The 22490-nt window shown below is 65.5% G+C and carries 22 protein-coding genes and 1 tRNA gene; 18 read left to right on the top strand and 5 right to left on the bottom strand.

All coding sequences use genetic code 11. The annotated features are described in order from the left end of the window. Window positions 1-33: 33 nt before the first annotated feature. Both AC50YM_RS06465 and AC50YM_RS06460 read left to right on the top strand, forming a co-directional pair. Window positions 34-699, top strand: coding sequence for a hypothetical protein (locus AC50YM_RS06465; RefSeq protein WP_494956144.1), 666 nt, complete (start codon window positions 34-36; stop codon window positions 697-699). Between the two features lie 41 nt (window positions 700-740). Next, window positions 741-1007 (top strand): hypothetical protein, encoded by a 267-nt coding sequence (locus AC50YM_RS06460; protein WP_494956143.1) that lies wholly within the window; start codon window positions 741-743, stop codon window positions 1005-1007. Here the strand turns inward: AC50YM_RS06460 and AC50YM_RS06455 are convergent. Beyond that, entirely contained in the window at window positions 1004-1255 is a 252-nt protein-coding gene (locus AC50YM_RS06455) for a hypothetical protein (RefSeq protein WP_494956142.1), read from the bottom strand. The genes AC50YM_RS06460 and AC50YM_RS06455 overlap by 4 nt on opposite strands. A gap of 34 nt (window positions 1256-1289) precedes the next feature. Between AC50YM_RS06455 and AC50YM_RS06450 the strand changes: the two genes are divergently transcribed. The 12 genes from AC50YM_RS06450 to AC50YM_RS06395 all read left to right on the top strand — a co-directional run bounded on the left by AC50YM_RS06450 (window position 1290) and on the right by AC50YM_RS06395 (window position 13526). Continuing rightward, window positions 1290-4646, top strand: a complete 3357-nt coding sequence (locus AC50YM_RS06450) for a phage tail tape measure protein (RefSeq protein WP_494956141.1) — start codon at window positions 1290-1292, stop codon at window positions 4644-4646. Next, the gene (locus tag AC50YM_RS06445; protein WP_494956140.1) at window positions 4646-5485 is read left to right on the top strand and encodes a hypothetical protein; all 840 of its coding nucleotides are present in this window, start codon (window positions 4646-4648) and stop codon (window positions 5483-5485) included. The genes AC50YM_RS06450 and AC50YM_RS06445 overlap by 1 nt, the downstream gene beginning before the upstream one ends. A 2-nt stretch (window positions 5486-5487) precedes the next feature. Further along, the gene (locus AC50YM_RS06440; RefSeq protein ID WP_494956139.1) at window positions 5488-6786 is read left to right on the top strand and encodes a hypothetical protein; all 1299 of its coding nucleotides are present in this window, start codon (window positions 5488-5490) and stop codon (window positions 6784-6786) included. A gap of 11 nt (window positions 6787-6797) precedes the next feature. Next, on the top strand, window positions 6798-7793 hold the full coding sequence (locus tag AC50YM_RS06435) for a hypothetical protein (RefSeq protein ID WP_494956138.1): 996 nt from the start codon (window positions 6798-6800) through the stop codon (window positions 7791-7793). Further along, complete coding sequence (locus AC50YM_RS06430; RefSeq protein WP_494956137.1) at window positions 7790-8437, top strand: hypothetical protein; 648 nt, start codon at window positions 7790-7792, stop codon at window positions 8435-8437. The genes AC50YM_RS06435 and AC50YM_RS06430 overlap by 4 nt, the downstream gene beginning before the upstream one ends. A 29-nt stretch (window positions 8438-8466) precedes the next feature. Further along, window positions 8467-8724, top strand: a complete 258-nt coding sequence (locus AC50YM_RS06425; protein WP_494956136.1) for a hypothetical protein — start codon at window positions 8467-8469, stop codon at window positions 8722-8724. After that, window positions 8717-9379 carry a hypothetical protein gene (locus AC50YM_RS06420; RefSeq protein WP_494956135.1) on the top strand — a complete coding sequence of 221 codons (663 nt, stop codon included), beginning with the start codon at window positions 8717-8719 and terminating at the stop codon, window positions 9377-9379. The genes AC50YM_RS06425 and AC50YM_RS06420 overlap by 8 nt, the downstream gene beginning before the upstream one ends. Continuing rightward, entirely contained in the window at window positions 9376-10293 is a 918-nt protein-coding gene (locus AC50YM_RS06415; RefSeq protein WP_494956134.1) for a M23 family metallopeptidase, read from the top strand. The genes AC50YM_RS06420 and AC50YM_RS06415 overlap by 4 nt, the downstream gene beginning before the upstream one ends. Next, window positions 10293-10547: a hypothetical protein gene (locus tag AC50YM_RS06410; RefSeq protein ID WP_494956133.1), complete on the top strand. Its 255-nt coding sequence runs from the start codon at window positions 10293-10295 to the stop codon at window positions 10545-10547. The genes AC50YM_RS06415 and AC50YM_RS06410 overlap by 1 nt, the downstream gene beginning before the upstream one ends. A gap of 9 nt (window positions 10548-10556) precedes the next feature. Beyond that, window positions 10557-10763: a hypothetical protein gene (locus tag AC50YM_RS06405; RefSeq protein WP_494956132.1), complete on the top strand. Its 207-nt coding sequence runs from the start codon at window positions 10557-10559 to the stop codon at window positions 10761-10763. After that, window positions 10763-12664: a hyaluronate lyase N-terminal domain-containing protein gene (locus tag AC50YM_RS06400; RefSeq protein ID WP_494956131.1), complete on the top strand. Its 1902-nt coding sequence runs from the start codon at window positions 10763-10765 to the stop codon at window positions 12662-12664. The genes AC50YM_RS06405 and AC50YM_RS06400 overlap by 1 nt, the downstream gene beginning before the upstream one ends. Before the next feature lie 508 nt (window positions 12665-13172). Beyond that, a complete protein-coding gene (locus tag AC50YM_RS06395) occupies window positions 13173-13526 on the top strand; it encodes a hypothetical protein (RefSeq protein ID WP_494956130.1) in 354 nt (117 codons plus the stop codon). Window positions 13527-13696: 170 nt separating this feature from the next. On the opposite strand, the gene AC50YM_RS06390 is transcribed toward AC50YM_RS06395, so the two are convergent. The 4 genes from AC50YM_RS06390 to AC50YM_RS06375 form a co-directional block, all read right to left on the bottom strand. Then, a tRNA-Val gene (locus AC50YM_RS06390) sits at window positions 13697-13772 on the bottom strand. A 140-nt stretch (window positions 13773-13912) separates the two neighbouring features. Then, window positions 13913-14806, bottom strand: a complete 894-nt coding sequence (locus AC50YM_RS06385; RefSeq protein WP_494956129.1) for an NAD-dependent protein deacetylase — start codon at window positions 14804-14806, stop codon at window positions 13913-13915. Between the two features lie 31 nt (window positions 14807-14837). Then, complete coding sequence (locus AC50YM_RS06380; RefSeq protein WP_494956128.1) at window positions 14838-15356, bottom strand: peroxiredoxin; 519 nt, start codon at window positions 15354-15356, stop codon at window positions 14838-14840. Beyond that, window positions 15353-15772 (bottom strand): DUF3052 domain-containing protein, encoded by a 420-nt coding sequence (locus tag AC50YM_RS06375; RefSeq protein ID WP_494895215.1) that lies wholly within the window; start codon window positions 15770-15772, stop codon window positions 15353-15355. Before AC50YM_RS06375 ends, AC50YM_RS06380 begins: the two co-directional genes overlap by 4 nt. A gap of 424 nt (window positions 15773-16196) precedes the next feature. On the opposite strand from AC50YM_RS06375, the gene aceE reads away from it, so the two are divergent. The 4 genes from aceE (at window position 16197) to AC50YM_RS06355 (ending at window position 22466) form a co-directional block, all read left to right on the top strand. Then, on the top strand, window positions 16197-18950 hold the full coding sequence (aceE, locus tag AC50YM_RS06370; protein WP_494956127.1) for a pyruvate dehydrogenase (acetyl-transferring), homodimeric type: 2754 nt from the start codon (window positions 16197-16199) through the stop codon (window positions 18948-18950). Window positions 18951-19146: 196 nt separating this feature from the next. Beyond that, the gene (locus tag AC50YM_RS06365; protein ID WP_494956126.1) at window positions 19147-20391 is read left to right on the top strand and encodes a PucR family transcriptional regulator; all 1245 of its coding nucleotides are present in this window, start codon (window positions 19147-19149) and stop codon (window positions 20389-20391) included. An 87-nt stretch (window positions 20392-20478) separates the two neighbouring features. Beyond that, window positions 20479-21408, top strand: a complete 930-nt coding sequence (locus AC50YM_RS06360) for an ACP S-malonyltransferase (protein WP_494956125.1) — start codon at window positions 20479-20481, stop codon at window positions 21406-21408. Continuing rightward, window positions 21405-22466: a beta-ketoacyl-ACP synthase III gene (locus tag AC50YM_RS06355; protein WP_494956124.1), complete on the top strand. Its 1062-nt coding sequence runs from the start codon at window positions 21405-21407 to the stop codon at window positions 22464-22466. Before AC50YM_RS06360 ends, AC50YM_RS06355 begins: the two co-directional genes overlap by 4 nt. The last annotated feature ends 24 nt before the right edge of the window (window positions 22467-22490 follow it).

Genomic DNA, 22490 nt, shown 5'->3' with positions numbered 1-22490 from the left:
CCCCACACATTCAAAAACCTTGGAGGTTTTTCCATGACTGAAACACCCGGCACTGACGGCTTCGATCTCGACAACTGGCTGGACGGGATCCAGCGCACGGAGCGTTCCGTGACGCTGTATGCCCGCCCTGACCTGCTCGCGGACATTGACGAACTGGAAGCGCAGAAGCGCCAGGCCGCGGACATCCCCGAAGAGGACCGGGCCGCCGGCGAGTCCACGGGCGGGAAGCTGCAGGAGAAGATCGACGCGCTCATGCTCGCCCTCGATGCGTCCAAGCTGGTCTTCCGGGTGTCATTCCTCGATGACCAGGAGCTGGCCGCGATCGACACGGCGGTGAAGGCTGAGATGAAGGGCGAGGCTGACAAGGCTGCGGCTGAGGCCCGGCAGGAGGGCCGCGATAAGTGCAAGCGGTTGGAGATCACGAACGTCAACGACGTCAACACCCTCGCCCGCACCATGGCGAACGCCGCTGCTGAAGCGGTCATCGCCCGTGAGGTGAACGTCCGCACCATCGCCGCCGCTGTCGTGTCCCCGAAGCTGACCGTCGAGCAGGTCCGCAAGCTCTACACGAAGGTCGGCGAAGCGCAGATCGGGCTGATCTCCGCGGCGTACACCCGCGCCTCGATCGAAACACCGCAGGTGACCGTCCCAAAATCGTCGACGCCCTCGCCGACCGACGATGGGCTCACGTCCTCTTAGAGGCGCGCACGGCCCGGGCCTGGAAGGTTCCGCAGACGGTCATGCGTGGGCGTAAGGCTGACGGTACGTGGACGTTCGTGGACCGGGTCATGGCCCTCGCCCTCACCGCTTACGAGGACGGGCTGTGCACCGGTTGCGGGCTGCACCACTCGGTGACCCGCGGGGACCACAACGCCGGCCGCCACGAAGCAGACGATCAAGTCCTCTGCGAGGGGTGCGCCCCGCTGGAGGCGATGCGCGGCAACGACAAACGGCCCACGTTCCCCGGCCAGAAGATCGTCCTGCGCGAAGCCAAGGAGTGGGGTTAGCGGCGCTCGGCGGCGGCGAGAAGTCGCCGGGCGAAGCCGATCCCGGCCAGCAGCAGCCCGACGAAGAGGATGATAATCGCCGCCGCTGACGGCGTCCCCTGAGTTTCCACCATCCTGCCGCCGACGTAGTCAACGTTCGTCACGAAGAGCGGCAGCACACATAGCACGAGACCGATGGCGGCAGTAACCAGCCCCCCGGTAGTCAGTCGCTTGCCTGGTGTCTTCACAATTTCCCCCTGCTGAGTCATTCGGCAATTCAACCACACAGTGGAGGTATAGCCCGTGGCTTCCGAGCGCTCCGTAGTTGTTCGTATCCGCGCCGAGATCGGCGACTTCCGCCGCCAGATGGATCAGGCCGCCGCCGCGACCCGGGACATGGGGCGCGCCGCGACGGAGTCCGGGCAGACCACGTCCACGGCTATGACCCAGACGCAGGCTGCCGCCCGCGATGCCCGGGCCGCGCTGAACGCCGCCGGTGAGGCGGCGCAGGAGGCTGCCAAGGGGTTCGGGCTGTCATACAACGCCGCAGGCCAGCTCACCGACCAGTTCGGGAACATGGTTACCGAGGCGCACGCGGCGGAGCTGGGTCTGGAGACGGCCAGCGACGCGACCCGCGAGTTCGCCGCGCAGCAGCAGCACGCGACGGCGGCCGCGGGCGAAGCGACGACAAACATGGGACGCCTCGCCGCATCGGTCCGCGATAACGAAGACGCCTGGGATAAGGCAGGTTCAACCCTCCTTGGGTTCGGTGCCGCCGTCGTCGCTGGCGTCGGTCTGGCTATCGCTAAGTTTGCCGAGTTCGATAAGGCGATGTCTGAGGTTCAGGCGGCTACCGACGAGACTGCTGGCAACATGCAGCTCTTGAGGGGCGCCGCTGTTGAGATGGGCGCCGATACGTCATTCTCTGCCACGGAGGCTGCTGATGCGATCAGCGAACTCGCCAAGGCGGGCGTTCTAACGAAAGACATCCTTGGCGGCGCGCTTGCGGGTGCGCTGTCACTTGCCGCCGCCGGCTCCTTGGGTGTTGCTGATGCAGCGGAACTCGCGGCCACGGCGATGACGCAGTTCAAGCTCAAGGGTACTGACGTCCCGCATATCGCTGACCTTTTGGCTGCTGGTGCTGGCAAGGCTCAGGGTTCCGTCGAGGACATGGGCATGGCCTTGAAGCAGGGCGGACTTGTTGCCGCCGCCACCGGGCTAACCATCGAGGAGACTACGGGCACCTTTGCGGCGTTCGCGTCTGCGGGCCTCATTGGCTCCGACGCTGGCACGTCATTCAAGACTATGCTGCAGGCGCTCACGCCGTCATCTGAGGCCGCTAGTAAGGAGATGGAGCGGCTTGGCCTCTCCGCCTACGACTCTCAGGGCGACTTTATTGGTATGGCGGATTACGCGGGTAAGTTGCAGACCTCCCTCTCGCGCCTAACGGTGGAGCAGCGCGCCTCTACGATGAAGATTATCTTCGGGTCGGATGCCGTCCGCGCCGCAAACATTCTGTACGAGCAGGGTGCGGAGGGCATCTCGGGCTGGATTGATAAGGTCAACGAGTCCGGTTTCGCCGCTTCCGTGGCTGCGATCAAGCAGGACAACCTCGCGGGCGACCTGGAGAAGCTGGGCGGCTCGTTCGACACCGTCCTAATCCAGGGCGGCGGGGGTGCCGCAACAGTCCTCCGCGATCTAGTCAAGGGTCTTGAGGGAATGGTTGACGGGCTGGGCAAGGTGAAGCCCGAACTGCTGTCAATGAGCGTTGGCATGGCCGGTGTTGTTGGTGTCACCGCTCTGCTCGCCGGCGGGTTTCTAACCCTGCTTCCCAAGATCCTTGCGACCCGTGCCGCGTTCCTGACGCTGGCGGCTACTAACGCGCCCCTGGCCGCGGGTATTGGGCGGGTCGCCAAGGTTGCGGGCGTGGCGATGATTGCCCTCCTGGCGCTCGGTGCTATTGGCGCGATTTTCTCGGATAAGCAGACGACCACGGCCACGGAGTACGCCGGCGCAATCATGAAGGTATCCAACGCGAGCAAGGGCGCGGATTCGTCCGGGCTTGACTCACTGTTCCAGTCGTTCGATAAGTTCGGCGGATCCTCCACCGTGACCGGCGTGGACAACCTGTCGGACGCTATCGGCAAGCTCACTAAGAACGACTGGCAGGCTAACGTCAACCAGTTCTTCGACGGATTCACGGGCATGTTCAACCTGCCAAAGTCCGCGCTCGGTCAACTCGACGACAAGTTGAAGGGGCTGGGCGAAACCCTCGGTGAGGTTGCGTCTAACGGCGGCGCCGCGTCCGCGGCCAAGACGTTCAACCTGCTAACGGAGGAGTTCAAGAAGAACGGGCAGGGCGCGCAGGAAGCGCTAGACAAAATGCCCGGCTACAAGGACGCGCTCATGAAGTTGGGCCAGGCTGCTGGCGTGCCACTTGAGCCGTTCGAGCTTCTGGAACTCGCCGCGGGCAAGATCCCCGCCAGGATGGAAGCCGCGGCAAAGTCACAAGAGGGTCAGGCTGCTGCTGCTGAGGCGCAAAAGGTTGCTACTGCGGAGGCCACAGAGGCACTCGCCGACATGGGACTATCCGCTGACGGTGCGGTCCTTTCGTTGACCAAGCTGCTTGACGCCATGTTCGCTTCGGGCATGGCGACAATGTCGGCACGGGACGCTGAGGCTGCATACCAGGAGAACCTTGACGCGCTCGCGGCCAGCATTGACAAGGTCAAGGCGAGCCAGTCGGCGGGGAATAAGGTATGGGACGCCACGAAGGAAACATTTGATGTGACCTCCGTGGCGGGCCGGGCGGCTAATGGCGTGTTTGGTGAACTGGAAACGAACGCCCGGAACACGACGAAGGCTATGGCTGACGCTGGGGCATCCCAGCCCGAGTTGCAGGCCAAGCTGGCCGAGACGCACAAATCGCTCAAAGACACGGCGATGGCCTTTGGTGCCAGTGAGACGAAGGCTGACGACATGGCCCGCGCAGCGCTCGGCATCCCGAAGAACGTCCCGATTGATGTTGCTATCCAAGGTTATGCGGACACCATGACCAAGGCCGGGCAGATCAAACAGGCCGTAGACAACATCAGCAACGTCAAGACGATCTTCTTCCAGACGGACGCCTCGGGGTTCTATGACCCGAGCGCGGGCACTGATGGTAAGGGTGCGGGCTCGGGCGGCAAGTCCGGTCCCAACCCAAAGAAGTTCGCGGACGGTGGCATCAACGGCGCGTTCGGGACTCCCCACGTGTTTGCGGCCAACGGGCTGCACCGTCAGTCGATGATTGCCCGCGGCGGCGCGAATATCACGTGGGCGGAACCGGAGACAGGCTGGGAAGCCTACATCAGCGGGAAGCCTGGGCAGGAAGCGCGCAACCGAGGCATCATGCAGACCATCGCCCCGCGGCTTGGTTTGGAAGTCGTCCCGTCGAAGTCTCTGGCGGGCGGTTACGGGCAGTCCCAGTCCTTCTCCGGGTATATGCCGGGGCACAGCACGGCCGCCGCAGTAAGTGCCGGACCGACAGAGCTCGTCGGAACGCTGACCCTCAACGCTGACGCGACGAAGGCAACATTCCGCGGCATCGCCCGGCAGGAAGCGGCCGGCGCGATCTCCGCGGCCGACTCTCAATCCCAATACAGAAGGGCAGGCCGCTGATGGTTGCTGTAACGGCTGAGGCGCTGCCCCCGGCGCCGGGTTCCCGGGCCGGTGTGACGATCACGGGGCTGGGCGTCGGGGATTCGGTGGTGACCGTGTGGCGGCTCGCTGACGGGCTCAGGGAGCCGCTCCCCGGGTTCCGCCGGGAGCACATGAACGACGCCGCGTTCGTGACCGACTACTACGTCCCGGTCAACCGTCCGGTGACGTACGAGGTGGAGGTGCTGTCCGGGCCTACGGGCGCGACGCGGGCCAGCTCCGCCCCGATCACCGTGGTCTCCGCCACGGGCTGGCTCATGGATCCGCTGATCCCACAGTCCGCCATCCCCGTGGTGGGCGAGCGGCGCTCCGACGGGGACATCTACCTCCGCGGCCAGGCGCTCGCCTCCCTCGAGTACCAGGGTGACGTGTCCCTGTTCAAGATCATGGGCATCAATAAGCCCATGGCCTTGTTTGGGGAGCGGATGGCCGAGACGGGCATGGACATCTCCGTGGGCTTGCGCTCCGCAGAGGAGAACACCCGCCTGAAACGGCTGCTCCGGTCCACGACGTCGCTGCACTTCCGACCGTTGCCGGAGTGGGGCGCACTGGACCTTGAAGGGTCCATGTTCCTCGCCTCGGCCATGGTCCGGCAAACCCCCGTGAATGTGATGTACGGCGGGAAGCTCACTTGGTGGGACCTGCCCACCGACACCGTCCAAGGCCCGGCCATCAAGGTCCTCACCGCCGCGTTCACCTACGGCGACGTCGATATCCTGCTGGCCACCTACGGGCAGAAGCAGGACCTCATGGCCGGCAAGACATATCTGGATGACCTGAAGAACCCGATTGGAGGCTGACCGTGCGTCCGATTGACGATGCAAGCCTCCGCGCTTTGGAGGGCTCCCGCCCCACCGACACCCTGATTGTGTGGGCGTGGCGGGGCGGGCGGCTCGTCCTTGACGAACCGTTGGACGTGATCGACTGGTCCTTCCAGGACTCCGCCAGCGACTCGGTGAAGATCGGACAGCAGGTCTCCCTGACCATCGCGGACCCCACCGGCGAACTGGGCGCATGGCGGTTCGACGACCCGCTCGGTGTGGGCGGCACACAGCTCCAGATCATCTACCGCATCGGCGGCGCAGGGGCACTGAACTACGGGAAGTTCCGGATCACCGGGAACGCACCGGATGAGGTCATCGAATGGCGTCCGGTGAACGAGTTTGGACTCGACATCCCCGACGCCGCGTTCGGTCCGCACAAACGGCACAAGGCCGTCGTCCGGGGAGTCGTGAAGCTTGACGCCGTCGACATCACCATCGACGCGGACCGGGACAAGCTCGAAGCACCCGAATCACCACAGGCCGGGGCGACCTACCTGGGGGAAGTGCGGCGCCTCACCGTCAACCACTTCCCGGTCGTCATCGAACCCGGCGTCACCGACGCGACCATCCCCACGAACACGGTGTTCGACCGGGAACGCCTCGAGGCCGTCCAGGACATCCTCGGCCGGCTCAACGCCCGATACCGGATGGGCGGCGATGGCGAACTCCGTGTCTACCCGCGCACCACTGCACCGGTGTGGCGGGTGGAGCCGGGCAACTGCATGGTCAGTGTCTCCCGCACCCAGGTCCTTGACACCCTGTACAACCGCTGGGTGGTGGAGGGCAAGAGCTCGGCCGATGACAAGCCGGTCCGCGCCGTCGTGTCCATCGATAACGGGCCGCTGCGCTTCGGCGGGGACCACGGCCGGGCGCAGACGTTCTACACCTCGGAAATGATCGAATCCTACGGCCAGGCACTGGACTACGGCCTGCAGCTCCGGGACGCGTTCCTCGGCTCCCTCGCTGTTGAACTGACCATCGAGACAACACCGCGGCCTGAGCTGCAGGGCGGGGACTGGATCGAAGTCGGATACCCGGTCCCGGCCGGGCACCTCGTGTACTTCCGTTGCCAGATCGTGGGCATCAACCGGTCCGGGGCGAACACCCCGGGCGGGACACGCCTGACCGTCCACTGCGCCTACCAGGATCTCGTGATCGCCTTGGGCCGCACCGAGTGGGCGCAATACCTGACAGCCGGGACACCGGAACTCATCTGGGACCTGATACCCGCTACGTGGGGCGAACTGCCCGACGTGATCTGGGATGACCTGCCATAGGAGGCGATGACGTGGAAGCGTTCAAGCACACACTGGCGGCCATCCCGGAGGGCTCCACCCGCCGCACCTACGGCACCGCCTACTTTGACGGGTTGCGGTGGGTCGCGAGCGTCGGCGGGAACCCGATCAACGCCCGCTGGCTTGACCCCATCCAGCCTTTGCAGGGCGGCCCTATCGTCGTGGACATCACGAACAGGGGCCGCGGCCTGTACTCAGCATTGGTCATCGGCGGATACACGGACCAGCCCCGGCCCAGCACCGGCGCTATCCTCGCGTTCGGTGTGCTGGAGATCGTCATTACCGGCGAGGACGGCGTCACCTACACCACCAAACGCTATCTCGGACCCATCGAGGGGTACGCGCTCGGCGACAACGTCTACATCACCTGGGACGCTGCGATCCCCACGATCCTGGGCAAGGTCAACGCCATCACGGTGACACCGAAGGAGAACGCGCCTGCACCAGCTGCAGGCGGTGACTTTTCCGGGACGCAGCGGACCCCTGCCAGCGCGACGGATACGTGGTGGGGTCCGGGCGGGTGGGGTTCCTACGCCACGTCCCAGCGTGGTGGTGAGGATATTTACACCGGCTCGTACTTCTCCGGACCCACAACGGGTGCATGGTTTTATGGCGCATCCAACACGGTCCTCTCCGGGCGGGTCATCAAGCAGGCCCGGTTCCGGATCCCGGCACGCCTCAACGCCGGCAACTTCAACAGCGCCACAACCATCCACCTGTACGTCCACGGGGCGCAGTCCCGGCCCGGCGGGGACGTCACCCGTGTGGCGGGCCCGTTCGATGTGACACTGCCGGCCCGCTACACGCCCGGCGGGCACATCTTCACCCCCGGCCTTGACCCCGGCTGGGTGGTTCTCCCAGACACCTTCCATGCCCCACTCGTCAGCGGGGGCGGCATTTCCATATCCGGCGACCCGTATCTCGGGGTGCAGGGCCGCCTCAAAGACCCCGACTCCGGCAAGCTCGAATTCGATTGGAATCACTCATGACACAGACCTTGTACAACGGCGCCGTGGTTCCGACGAACTCCGATGACTACGCGCTCACCGAAGACCTGGTGAAGATGTGCCTGTCGTTGAACATCCCCATTCCGGTCCCGAACGAGACGGCACGGGACGGGCTGGCCGCCCTGGCGCCCGGCGGTGTCCTGCCGGCCGGCACGGAGGTGATCATCACCGGGGACAACACCCTGCCGAAGCAGAAATGGAACGGCACCAAATGGGTGCAGTTCATCTACGCCGAAGCGTCCGCTTCCATTGCGGTAGCGAATGCGTCCCCCTGGGGCTCGGGGCAGCTCACCATCTCGGGGGCGAACTCGACCGACAGCACCTTCGCGACGTTCCCCGTCCCTGATTGCATCCAGTTCACACAGCCGGGCCTCTACTCCATCTCGGCGCACATGAAGCTCGACTCCGGGACGGTTGCCGGGTTCACCAAGGGCACCATCCAGTCCGAGTTCGGGCAGTCCGTCTACGGACAGGGATACCCCGCTGCGGGGGCTACGGAGATGGTGATCCCGGCCCCCGTCGTTTACTTCCCCGCCGCCGGCGGGCGCGTGTTCATCAAGTTCCTACAGAATTCTGGCGGGACCCAGACATGGTCCACGCTCGCCCGAATCAGCAAGATCGGCTAACCAACCAGCAACCGAGGAGGGACCAACGTGTGGACGCCGGAACAATCACTGCCATCGTCGGCGCCCTCGCGGTCCTCGGCACCGGCGCGAAGTACATCATCGACCGGATGGACCGCAAGCGCGAGAAACGGGAGACAGCCGTGGAGGAACTCCTGAAGGCGCAGGCCGCGAAGGCCGACAAACGGTATGCCCGGCTCCACGCGGCCGCCACCAAATGGCGGGAACAACTCATCGCAAACGACATCAGCCCACAACCTGCCGAATGGCCGGAGGACCCCCATGAGTGACTTCGATATTGAGCTTCAAGCCGCGCAGGAGGAAGCCGCCCGGTCCCGGAGGATGGCGAAGTGGACGATGCTCGGGCTCGCGCTCCTGTCGCTGATCCTGATCGGGGCGGTCGCGGTCGCGGCGTGGCTGGCAAACGATAACGGCCGCCTCGCCGCGCAGGCCCGCGGGTACGGGGTGGAGCAGCAGCAGGAGAAGCAGAACCTCGCCCAGGAGTTCGACGACGCGTGCAAGTCCGCGGACTTCCAGTCCTCGGCCGCCGGGTCGAACATCTGCCAAAAGGCCGAACAGGTCGCGTCCGAACCGGGGTCGCCGCTGGCCGGGCCGCAGGGTGTCCAAGGTTTGCAGGGCGTCCCCGGCAAACCGGGCGCCGACTCCACCGTCCCGGGCCCGCCCGGACCGGAAGGACCCCCGGGCGTGAACGGTGTCGACTCGACCATCCCCGGGCCGCAGGGCCTCACCGGGGCACCGGGCGCCGACTCGACCGTCCCCGGACCTGCCGGACCCGCTGGCGAAACGGGGCCCGCAGGCACCGACGGGGCGTCCCCGTCCTCTTTCACCTTCAAAGACGCCGCCGGGACAAGCTACGTGTGCAGCCCGAACCCGCCCGGCAGTTCAACCTACACCTGCACATCGGACGGGATACCGGGCAAATGAGGCCAGTCACCGTCGAGCATGTCGTCTCGCAATACTTCGCCCAGATGCCCACCGCGGGCGTCGTCGGCAACATCGGCGCGAAGGGGACCGTCGCCTACTACGTGGCCCTCTACGGCAACTACCAGCCGTTCGGGCACGCCGGGATGGACTTCGCCTGCCCGATCGGCACACGGGTCTATGCGATGGCGGACGGCGTCGTCCTGTACGCGGGCTGGAGTGACAACCTGCCCGGCACCGGGGCTGTCAGGAAGTGGCTGCTGTATGCCAACTTCCCCGGCATCGTCACGGTCATCCAGCACCCGGGATGGATCGGCGTGTACGCGCACCTGTCCAACAACGACGTGGCGCCCGTTGGTACCCGCGTCAAGATGGGCCAACTCATCGCCCTGTCGGGCAACACCGGCGGCGTCGCACCCCACCTTCACGTCGAAGCCCTCGTTGATCTGACCTACCGAACCGGCGGCGGGCTCATCTACGGGCGCACCGACCCGTCCAAGTTCTTCAACGCCGGCCTCGCCGCGGCTGGCGGCATCACCCCGCAAAGCAACAACACACCACATATCGAGGAGGACGACATGCCGACATTGGATGAAATCTGGTCACACCCCATCGAGGACCCGAACAAGCCGGGCACGTTCGTGCCCGCGTATGAGTGGCTGCGTCAGGCGAACATCAAGGCGGGCCGGGCTGAGGCTGCAGCTCTCGGCGTCGATGAAGAGATCCTCTACGGGCACCGCGACGAGGAGGGCCGCAACCTTGTGGACCGGCAGAAGCAGACACTCTGGAACAGCCTGGCGGGTGCTGCTGGTGTCGTGGACGTTCCCGCACTCGCCAAGGCCCTCTCGGAGCAGCTCGCCACCGCTGACGTGAAGGCCCTCGCCGCTCAACTCCAGATCACCGTGAAGGACAACTGATGGGCGACCACTCACCGACCAGCACACAGGCCGCGCACCCGTGGCGGGCAACCGTCCGGACCGTGTTCGCGTTCCTCGTCGGCGTCGCCGCCGCCTGGGCCCTGATCATCCAGGCCGCCGGCATCGACCCCGGCCTCGAATGGGCCGGCGCTTCCCTGACGATCGCCGCGGGCATCACCCGAGTCATGGCCCTCCCGGCCGTCGACTCCCTGATCCGGCAGTTCGCACCGTGGCTCGCGCCCGATAAGGGTTAGGAGTCGGCCGTGGCCATCGAAGAAACCGCGCTCGGGTTCAAGAAACCTGACAGCAATGAACGCGTCAAGGGCGGCGACGACGTCATCGCCCACAACGCCCAAAAATCGCAGGACCTCATCGAGGAACTGCTCGGCCGGTTCCCGTCGCACTTTGACGGCGGCTCCCCAAGCACCGTCTACGCGGCGGACCAATTCATCGACGGAGGGACCATCTGATGGCCAACAGGATTCAGCTACGCCGCGGCACCGCCGCGCAATGGACGGCGACCAACCCCGTCCTTGCCCAGGGCGAACCCGGCATTGAGACGGACACGGGCAAGCAGAAGTTCGGCAACGGCACGGCGGCATGGTCGGCCCTGCCCTACGCATCGGTCGGTCCCACGGGCCCGGCCGGCATCGCGGACGACGCGGCCGTGGCGGCCCTCGCCGCGGCCCCGGACAGCGCTACGAGGACGGCACTTAATGCCACTTATGTCCCTAAGTGGAAGGCCACCACGGCATACCTCGCGGGGGATGCCGTACTCAACCCGTCCGGCGATACAGTCACGGCTAAAGCCAACTTCACATCGGGAGCAAGCTACAACGCTGCCAACTGGAACCTGTCGCCAAACTACGCCGCTTCAGCACTTCCTGCTCATGCTGGCACGCGAACCGGCAGGTATGAGCCCCGGACCGGCGCGTACAACTGGAAGGGCTCCAACACTAAGAAGCTCCGCGCTGCACTCGGGCGGGCGCGGAGTGGCGGGCTCGGCGTCATGACGTTCATCGGTGATTCCGAGTTTGCAGGGTGGGGCTCGCCGAACCTTCAGAACTCCATGCCCATGTTTGTCCGCAACGCACTTCTAGCCCGTGGCATCTCCGCAGCAGGCCCCGGTTACATCACCGTCTCAACGGGTGACAACGACACCCGCACTGTCGTTTCCGGCTCTTGGGCATCAGGCAACAACGGCGTGCGGCCCTGGACCGCGACAGGCGCAATCCTGACGCATAACGCTGACCTGACGGGGACCGTCGTGAAGGTCTATTACCTGAACACGTCAGGCACGTTTACGGTAGCCATCGACAATGCCGCCGCCGTGACCGTCACCCCCAGCGGTGCCAGCACCATCGGCACCTACACCGTTTCTGGACTGGTCGATAGCAAGCATAAGGTGGTCATCACCACTACCAGTGCAGCGGGCTCGCTGACTGGCATTGCCATCGAGCGTGCGGCTGGCTTGCGGCTGAACCAGCTTGGCGCACCCGGCTCGCGTGCATCATCCTGGGGGCCGACGGCACCGTTCGACTACCTCTACAACATCGCCAACACCGCACACGCAGGGGCAAGCCCTGACGTAGCGTTCATCGGACTCGGCGTCAACGACTGGTCCGTAGGCAAGATACCCGTAGCCACCTACAAGACGCAGATGACAGACCTCCGCAACTCTGGTCTGCTGGCATCCGCTGACGTTGTGTTGGTCGCGGCGGCGCAGCCCACGCAGAACAGCTCGACCGTTGCCGAGTGGAACGCCTACGTGTCAGGCATGTACGACCTCGCGGACGCGCTGGACGTTCCGCTGATCGACGCCTACGCGGCAGTGTTCGGCACCGATGTTCAGGCGGTCGCAAACGGTGTTACATCTGGCGACGGCGTTCACCCCAATGGGGCGGGCTACGCGGCCACCGCAACGCTGATCCTCAATGCACCCGGCATGGAGGTTCCCGGCACCCAGCCAAACCTGACCGGCATCTTCGAGAACGCAACCCTCGACGGAGGGGGTTCCGCAGCGCTGAGTTTCAAGCAGGCTGGCACGGCGTCGTGGGATCTCTACCAGGTGGCGGGCAATACCGCACTACAGCTGAAAGACAAGGTCAACAACCGGGACCAAGTTCAGTACGTTCCGGGCGCATCCTATTCGACCGCAGAAACTCGGGTATGGTCCAACGCGTCGGTCCAAGGGAACCTGACAGTCGGGCAGGCATCAAACTACCCGGGCGGCGGCGCTAACGTCATCATCCTGCTACCCGGCACTGCGCCAGTAAACTCCCCAACGAACGGTGGCACCCTGTTTGTTGAAGCTGGAGCGCTGAAATACCGGGGCAGCGCCGGCACTGTCACCACCATTGCGCCCGCCTAGACCCTAGAGGCGACTATATGAGACCTGTCATGTTAATCTGAAACAGGCTAGTTCACATGAAGGTTGGGTGTGGCCCCCAACAACCTCCGGATCGCGTTCCGGGCAGGGTTGCCGGCGCAGGATCGACCGGCCCGAGAGTTCAAATCCCTCCATGTGACCAGCTTTTTTCATGCCCTCCGCACATGCCCATAAGACCGGTTAAGTGCCCCAACTGAAATGCCCCCATTCTCCTTGAGGAGGGTGGGGGCATTTCGTCGTCTGTCTAGTCACGTATCCAACGGTCTTCCGCTGCGCTGTAGGTTTCCCAAAACGGCTTGTGTTCGTCTTCGATAGTTACGGTGAGTTTCCTTCGGTCCCCGTCGTCGGGTCCGTCGGTGATTGTTTTATGGCTGATGTGATCACCTCATCTCAATCGTCATTGAGACCAATATTACCAGAGAGTACTATTGACACCTTAGTTCGAGTGTGCATTGGCGGCACCGTGAACCCGGTGAGTAGCATGGGCCGCATGGCATCGTTCACTCTCGACGGGATCTCCTACGAGTACCTGCGGCCGGACCCGGGCCATGACCCGGACGAGGCGCACTCATGGACGTACGGGCAGTACCCGAAGGTCATGGCCACCCTGCCCCTCACGGTCGGCACAGTGGACGTATACGCCGTCGCCGAACGCTGGAACCCGTCCTACATCCTCGTGTCCTGGCAAGACGATGAATGGCACGCGCACTGGGCCTGGATACCCGCCGGCAACGTCCGCCGCGTCAACGACTCCGAATGGGACATTGAAGAGTACCGACGCTGCCCGGACAACCTCCGCGGCGTCCGCTGGGGCGAAAGGCTTCCGGGGTTCCTGCCCGCCTAACCCCAGGGAGGTTTCAGGGAGAGTGGGCCACCGCAGGCCCCTTGCGGGGACTGTAACTCTGCGAACCTCTGCGGATGAGTAGTCAAGATTTGTACGGAACTCGACACGCCCGACACCACGCAAAAGCCCCGCCGTTTCGGGGATTTCCAGAACGTCGGGGCTGCGTAACTTGGTGGGTCCTACCGGGATCGAACCGATGACATCCACGGTGTAAACGTGGCGCTCTACCAGCTGAGCTAAAGACCCAAACCGCTGCTTCCGCGCTTCCGCGCTTCAACCAACGAAGAGTTACTGTACCGGATGAACCCTGCGGAGCGCCAATCGCACCCCGGCCGCACAGGACGGCGCAGAGCGTCGGCAGCTCGGCAGCGACCCAAGTGAGCTTCTCAAAGCGTCGGCAGCTCGGCAGCGAGCCAGGTGAGCGCCTCGCTGACGCCGCCGTCGAGCTTGACCGTGGCGATCTCGTCCGCGCGGGTCTGTCCCCGGTTGATGATCACTACGGGCTTGCCGTGCTTGGCGGCGTGCCGGGCAAACCGCAGTCCGCTCATCACTGTCAGGGACGAACCCGCCACCAGGAGGGCGCCGGCCTCATCCACCATGGCGTACGAGCGTTCCACACGGTCTTTCGGGACGTTCTCGCCGAAGTAGACGAAATCGGGTTTGAGCGTCCCGCCGCAGGCCGGGCAGTGGGCCACAACGAAGCTACTGATCAGGGCGGCGTCCTCGACCGTGGCGTCGGCGTCGGGAGCCATTTCGACCACGCCGGCGGAGAGTGCCCGTTCCAGGAAGCCGGGGTTGAGTTCTTCCAGCACGCCCGCCAGCAGTGTGCGGCTGTACCGCCGGTGGCAGGCGAGGCACACCACCTGGTCGAAGCGGCCGTGCAGGTCCACGACGTTGACGCTGCCGGCGTCCTCGTGCAGGCGGTCCACGTTCTGGGTAATGAGTCCGGTAAGCAGCCCGCGGCGCTCCAGCCGGGCGACGGCGGCGTGGCCGGCGTTGGGGTCGGCCCGGCGCAGGTGGGACCAGCCGATGTGGTTCCGGGCCCAGTAGCGGCGCCGGTTGTCCGCTTCGCCGATAAATTCCTGGTAGGTCATGGGTGCACGGGCTGCCGCGCCCGGTCCGCGGTAGTCCGGAATGCCGGAATCTGTGCTCAGGCCGGCGCCGGTCAGCACCGCGAATCGGTCCCCCGCAAGAATGCCGTGGATTTCCCTGAGGACCTCCAGCTCATTCCGGGCGGGCTCACCCGCGGGGACCGGCGGCAGGCTGGCAAAACCAGTCATGCCAACCCCGGGCCGCCGCGTCCTCACCGCGTCAGCTCCCGCTGATTCCCGCCAAGGCGGAGCGGTACTCCGTGAAGTTGCGGGCCTGGCCTCGGGGGTTCACTACGACGTAACGCACGATTCCGCTTGCGTCGATGATGAATGTTCCGCGTTTGGCCATACCGCTGTCGGGGTCAAACACCCCGTATTGCTCGGCGACGGCCCCATGCGGCCAGAAGTCCGCCAGCAGGTCGAAGGCATAGCCTTCCTTTTCCGCGTAGGCCCGTTGGGCGAACTTGCTGTCCACCGAGATCCCCAGCACGGCGGCGTCGGCATCCTCAAACAGCGCCAGGTTGTCCCTGATTTCGCACAGCTCACCGGTGCAGATGCCGGAGAAAGCGAACGGGAAGAACACCACGACGACGTTCCGGCCCCGGAGCTCCGAGAGCCGTACGGGTTCGCCAAACTGGTTGAGCAGTTCGAAGTCGGGCGCGGCCTCCCCGACGGCGGGCACCGCGAGCGCTCCAACCGTCCCTTCCCCGACCGTGCGGACCGCGCCGGCTTGGGTCACTTGTTCTTCCGCGAGACCAGCCGGGTCGCGCTCCAGTCCCTGGAAACGCCTGCAGAGGTGGTGACGTGGAGACCGGCGGTGGGGGCGGCATCCTGGATGTCGGCAGGTGAAACGTACCCCGGACGGCCGGATTTCGGGGTCAGGACCCAGATAACACCGCCCTCTGTCAGCGTGGTCAGCGGATCGACCAGGGTGTCGACGAGGTCGCCGTCGCCGGCCCTCCACCACAGAATGGCAGCATCAACTACTTCATGGTCGTCCTCATCGAAGAGTTCGGAGCCAGTGAAGTCTTCGATATCGTCACGCAAGTCGAAGTCGACGTCGTCGTCATAACCGAATTCCTGAATCAGATCCCCGGTTTTGAAACCCAGTTTTTCCGCCACATTTACCGAAGTGGCGGCGTCGGCCTCACTCACTTGTTACTCCTATGCTTGGTCATTTCAACAAATCTAGTGATTTCCATTACTGCAAGCCAACACCCTTTGCGCCTGCGCTTCAAGCTGTTGGCCCCGCGATCCGCCATATTCTGCGTCACACACGGCGATCCGAAGACCGGCGGGCGGCACTTCTTCACACAACCAGTATGCCCGTCAAATACGACGGTACCCCCACGCGAGCGCTACGCATCCCCAAGATGTGCGGGCTAGAGTGGCTGTTGACGACTGCGCCCGCGAGGGCGAACGTCCCGCCGACACAGGCGGGCACAGTTGTGATTGGACCTTGCCCGGCGCACATGACCGGGCAGTTGTAACCGATATGTCGCACACGTCGCGTTCACGCCAGGCAGTTACCCTGCCGCAGCTGAGGGCGCCGGTGAATGCGCTCAAAGAGAGGTTGGACGTGGCTGCAGGACAAGAGACCTCCCATATCCTCAGCGGGTTGACAAACCAGCTGCCTGATCGTGATCCGGAAGAGACCGCCGAATGGCTGGAGTCCCTGGACGCCCTGATTCAGGAACAGGGCACGGAACGTGCCCAGTACATAATGCGCAGTCTGCTTCAGCGGGCCGGCGCACAGAGCGTAGGCGTTCCGATGGTCACCACCACGGACTACGTCAACACGATCCCGGTGGACCAGGAAGCACCGTTCCCCGGCGACGAGGAAATCGAACGGAAGTACCGGGCGTGGCTGCGCTGGAACGCCGCGATCATGGTGCACCGCGCGCAGCGGGCCGATATCGGCGTCGGTGGCCATATCTCCACCTACGCAGGTGCGGCGACGCTGTACGAGGTCGGCTTCAACCACTTCTTCCGCGGTAAGGACCACCCCGGCGGCGGCGACCAGGTCTTCTTCCAGGGCCATGCCTCCCCCGGCATGTACGCCCGCGCCTTCATGGAAGGCCGGCTGTCCGAGGAGGACATGGACGGCTTCCGGCAGGAGAAGTCCAAGGAAGGGCACGCGCTCTCGTCCTACCCGCACCCGCGTCTGATGCCGGAATTCTGGGAATTCCCCACGGTCTCGATGGGCATCGGCCCGATGAACGCGATCTACCAGGCACAGTCCAACCGGTACCTGCAGAACCGCGGCATCAAGGACACGTCCGACCAGCAGGTCTGGGCGTTCCTTGGCGACGGTGAAATGGACGAGCCTGAGTCCCGCGGCCTGCTCCAGCTCGCCGCGAACGACAAGCTCGACAACCTCAACTTCGTGATCAACTGCAACCTCCAGCGCCTCGACGGACCGGTCCGCGGCAACGGCAAGATCATGCAGGAACTGGAGGCGTTCTTCCGCGGTGCGGGCTGGAACGTCATCAAGGTCGTTTGGGGCCGCGAGTGGGATAACCTGCTCGACAAGGACGAGGACGGCTCGCTCGTCAAGATCATGAACGAAACGGTCGACGGCGATTACCAGACCTACAAGGCCGAGTCCGGCGCGTTCGTCCGCGAACACTTCTTCGGCCAGACTCCGCAGACCAAGGAAATGGTCCAGGACCTCACCGACGACCAGATCTGGAACCTCAAGCGCGGTGGCCACGACTACAACAAGGTCTACGCCGCGTACAAGGCCGCGACCGAGTTCAAGGGCAAGCCCACCGTCATCCTGGCCCACACGGTCAAGGGATACGGCCTGGGCACGCACTTCGAGGGCCGCAACGCGACCCACCAGATGAAGAAGCTCACGCTCGCGGACCTCAAGGCCTTCCGCGACCACCTGCGCATCCCGATCACGGACGAGCAGCTCGAAGGGGACCTGTACCGTCCCCCGTACTACCACCCCGGCATGGACTCCCCGGAGATCCAGTACCTGATGGAACGCCGCCGCGCGCTGGGCGGCTTCGTCCCCGAACGCCGCTCCAAGCACTCCGAGGTCAAGCTCCCGGAGGACAAGGTCTACGAAGTCGCGAACCGCGGTTCCGGCAAGCAGCTGGCGGCCACCACCATGGCGTTCGTCCGTCTGCTCAAGGACCTCATGCGGGACAAGGAGTTCGGCCAGCGGATCGTTCCGATCATCCCGGACGAGGCCCGCACCTTCGGCATGGACGCGTTCTTCCCGACCGCGAAGATCTACAACCCGAACGGCCAGAACTACCTGTCCGTGGACCGCGAGCTGGTCCTGGCCTACAAGGAGTCCATCTCCGGCCAGATCGTGCACGCCGGCATCAACGAGGCCGGTTCGGTGGCAGCCTTCACGGCCGCCGGAACGTCCTACGCCACGCACGGCGAACCGCTGATCCCGATCTACGTCTTCTATTCGATGTTCGGTTTCCAGCGCACGGGCGATTCGTTCTGGGCCGCAGCGGACCAGATGACCCGCGGCTTCATCATCGGCGCCACGGCCGGCCGCACCACACTGACCGGCGAAGGCCTGCAGCACGCGGACGGGCACTCCCCGATCCTGGCCGCGACCAACCCTGCGGTCCTCAGCTACGACCCCGCCTACGGCTACGAGATCGGCGTCATCATGCGCGACGGCCTCAAGCGCATGTACGGGCCGGGTCTGGCGGACAACGACCCGTCGCGGAACGTGATGTATTACATCACGGTCTACAACGAGCCGATCTCCCAGCCCCCGGCGCCGGCGGAACTCGACGTCGAGGGCATCATCAAGGGCATCTACCTGCTGGCGCCGGCGAAGATCGACGGACCGCGCACGCAGATCCTCGCCTCCGGCGTGTCCGTACCGTGGGCCCTCGAGGCCCAGCGGGTCCTCGCCGAGGACTGGGGCGTTTCCGCGGACGTCTGGTCCGTGACGTCCTGGACCGAACTGCGCCGTGACGCCATGGCCGCCGAGGAAGAAGCCTTCCTCAATCCCGGCAAGCCCGCCCGCGTCCCGTTCGTCACCGAACAGCTCGCCGGCGCGACCGGGCCGATCGTGGCTGTCACCGACTACATGAAGGCCGTGCCGGACCAGATCCGCCAGTTCCTCCCGAACGAGTTCGCCTCGCTCGGAGCGGACGGCTTCGGCTTCTCCGACACCCGCGCCGCAGCCCGCCGCTTCTTCAAGAACGACATCCACTCCGTGGTGGTCCGTTCCCTGGAGATGCTGGCCCGCCGCGGTGAGGTGGACGCCCAGGCCCCGGCCCAGGCGATCGAGAAGTACCGCCTGCACAACGTCAACGCCGGCACCACCGGCAACGCGGGCGGCGACTCCTAGAGTCAGACCTGCAGTGAACGACGGCGGTCCCCTCCGGAAGGCGGGGGCCGCCGTCGTTTTGTTTATCAAGTGCGGGCTCGACGCCGGCCCGGCGGCACTGACGCCCTTCGGCCCGGCGGCACTGTGATCCAGCACAACGCGTCTTGTAGCCTTTGCACAAATGGAGCTTGACCGGGCCGCACCGTATGCTCGATGCATGGCCGAGCCGATCACCACTCCCGTAAAACGCAAGCCCGCATCAAGGGCGGTCCCTCCGGAGAAGGTGGAAACGCTCAAGAAGCTCCGCGCCAGCGTCGGGCAGCTCTCCACGACGACGCTGCGGCAGTTGGAGAAGTCCCTGCCGTGGTACAGCCGGCTGAACTCGGATGAACGCTCCGCCCTGGGCATGGTGGCGCAGAACGGGATCGCGGCGTTTGTCACCTGGTATGAGCGTCCCAGCTCGCCGTCCTGGATCCTGTCCGACGTCTTCGGCACGGCGCCGACCGAACTTACCCGCTCCATCAGCCTGCAAAAGGCCCTCCAGCTGATCCGGATCGTCGTTGAGGTGGTCGAGGACCAGGTTCCCGTGATCGCCCCCGAGGCGGACCAGGGCGCGCTCCGCGAGGCGGTGCTGCGCTACTCCCGCGAGGTGGCCTTCGCCGCCGCCGATGTCTACGCGCGCGCCGCCGAAACCCGCGGATCGTGGGACACCCGTCTTGAGGCGCTTATTGTTGACGCCATCCTCCGCGGCGAAAACACCGATGCGCTGCGGTCCCGGATCGCTGCGCTCGGCTGGAAGGCCCAGGAGCGTTTCACCGTCATGGTGGGCAATTCGCCGTCCGAACCCAACGCCAGCTACGTCAGCGACCTGCGCCGCACGGCCGGGCGTTTCGCCGAAGACGCCCTGGTCGGGATCCAGGGCGACCGGCTTATCCTGATCCTCGGCGGGCTTCACGACCGGGAGACCGCCTACCTGAAACTCGCCGAACTCTTCGCTCCGGGGCCCGTCGTGTACGGCGCCGAAGCGGGCTCCCTGCTGGAGGCCAGCGGCTCCGCCCAGTCCGCTTTCGCGGGGCTGACCGCGGCCCGGGCCTGGCCCGCCGCGCCGCGGCCGGTGGCGGCCGATGACCTCCTGCCCGAGCGGGTGATCTCCGGGGACGACGCCGCCCGGCGGTCGCTGGTCAAGAACATTTACCGGCCCCTGCTCGCGGCCTCCAACGGGCTGGTGGAGACCCTTGGCACCTACCTCGAGCTCGGGCATTCGCTTGAGGCCACAGCCCGGGAACTCTTTGTGCACGCCAACACCGTGCGCTACCGGCTCAAGCGCGTCTGTGACGTCACGGGCTGGGATCCGCTGTTGCCGCGGGAGGCATTCGTGCTCCAAACCGCCCTTGTCGTGGGCCGGCTCGCGGCACCGCCGAAGCCCGCCACGGAACGTCAGCCGTCGCGTAACAGCACCTGAGCAGTTGTAGACTTCCTACAAAGTGACCCGATGAGCTTGGTGCATCAATGCACCGAGAAAACCGCCGTAGTTTGGAAAGCTGGATACGTGCTTGCAATCGTCTGCCCTGGACAGGGCTCCCAGACCCCCGGCTTTCTCGCCCCGTGGCTTGAACTGCCCCCCGTCGCAGGCCATTTGGCTGCCCTGAGCGAAATCGCAGGGATCGACCTGACCGCCCATGGCACCACCTCGGATGAGGAGACCATCAAGGACACCGCCGTTGCGCAGCCCCTGATCGTCGCCGCCGGACTGATTGCCGCGAACTCCCTGTTCGACGTCGACCTCGCCTCCCTGCCGGTCATCCTTGCAGGCCACTCCGTCGGTGAAATCACCGCCTCCGCCCTCGCCGGTGTGCTGACCGAAACCGAAGCCATGACCTTCGTCCGCGAACGCGCCAACAGCATGGCCGCCGCCGCTGCCGCCACGCCCACCGGCATGAGCGCCGTCGTGGGCGGCGACCCGGCCGAGGTTCTCGCCGCGATCGAGGCCTGCGGCGCCACGCCGGCCAACGTCAACGGTGCCGGCCAGACCGTCGCGGCCGGAACCCTGGACCAGCTCAAGGCCCTCGCCGAGAACCCCCCTGCCAAGGCCCGGGTCATCCCGCTGAAGGTCGCCGGAGCATTCCACACCGCCCACATGTCCCCCGCCGTCGCCGCGCTGCGGGCCCTCCGGCCCTCGCTGCACCCGCGGAACCCGCAGGTCCCGCTGCTCTCCAACTTCGACGGCGCCCCGGTCACCGACGGTGCTGCCGCCGTCGAGAGCCTGATTGCCCAGGTCTCCCGCCCGGTCCGCTGGGACCGCTGCATGGAAACGCTGGTAAAGCGCGGCGTGACCGGCGTGATTGAACTGGCCCCGGCCGGAACGCTGGCCGGCCTCGCCAAGCGCGGCATGCCAGGAGTGAAAACCGTAACCGTCAAGACCCCGGACGACATGTCCGCCGCCCTGGCCCTATTCGCAGAACTGGAAGGACAGGCATGACCGTTCCCACTTTGAAGCAGGCGCCCCTGCACGAGAACACCCGCATCATGGGCGTCGGGGCGTACCGGCCGAACGTGATCGTCACCAACGATGATGTCTGCCAGTGGATCGACTCCTCCGACGAGTGGATCCGCCAGCGCACCGGCATCGTCACCCGGCACCGCGCCCCGGCCGACATCAGCGTGATCGACATGGCCGAAGGCGCAGCCCGCGAGGCCCTGCAGAAGGCGGGCATCGAAGCGTCCCAGCTCGGCGCCGTCATCGTCTCCACTGTGACCCACCCGTACGCGACCCCGTCTGCCGCGGCCAGCCTCGCCGACCGCCTCGGCGCGACGCCGGCACCGGCCTTCGACATCTCCGCCGCGTGCGCCGGGTACTGCTACGGCATTGCCCAGGCCGACGCGCTGGTGCGCTCCGGAGCGGCGGACTACGTCCTCGTGGTCGGCGCGGAAAAACTCTCCGACGTCATCGACAACACCGAGCGCAGCATCTCCTTCCTGCTCGGCGATGGTGCCGGCGCCGTGGTGATCGGCCCCTCCGACACCCCGGGCATCGGCCCGTCGGTGTGGGGCTCGGACGGCAGCAAGTGGGACGCGATCGGCATGACCAACTCCATGCTGGACCTCCGCGAGCTCGCCACGGCCGGCAAGCAGGGCGGCGGGCTCAGCGCCCAGGAAGCCGCCGTCACCGACGCGGCCGTCTGGCCGACACTCCGCCAGGACGGCCAGACGGTGTTCCGCTGGGCCGTCTGGGAGATGGCCAAAGTCGCCCAGCAGGCCCTGGACGTCGCCGGCATCAGCGCCGATGACCTCGCCGCTTTTATCCCGCACCAGGCAAACATGCGGATCATTGATGAGATGGCCAAAAAGCTTAAGATCGCGGAGCACGTCATCATCGCGCGGGACATCGCCGACGCCGGCAACACCTCCGCAGCGTCCATCCCCCTCGCCACCCACCGCCTGCTGCAGGAGAACCCGCAGCTCAGCGGCGGGCTGGCACTGCAGATCGGCTTCGGTGCCGGTCTGGTCTTCGGTGCCCAAGTGATCGTGCTTCCATAGCCGTCCCTGCCTTCCCCCTCTTTC

The organism is Pseudarthrobacter sp. RHLT1-30-1, assembly GCF_059383415.1.
Note: the sequence above shows the minus strand (reverse complement) of the source record. Positions and strands in the feature narration are given on the sequence as shown.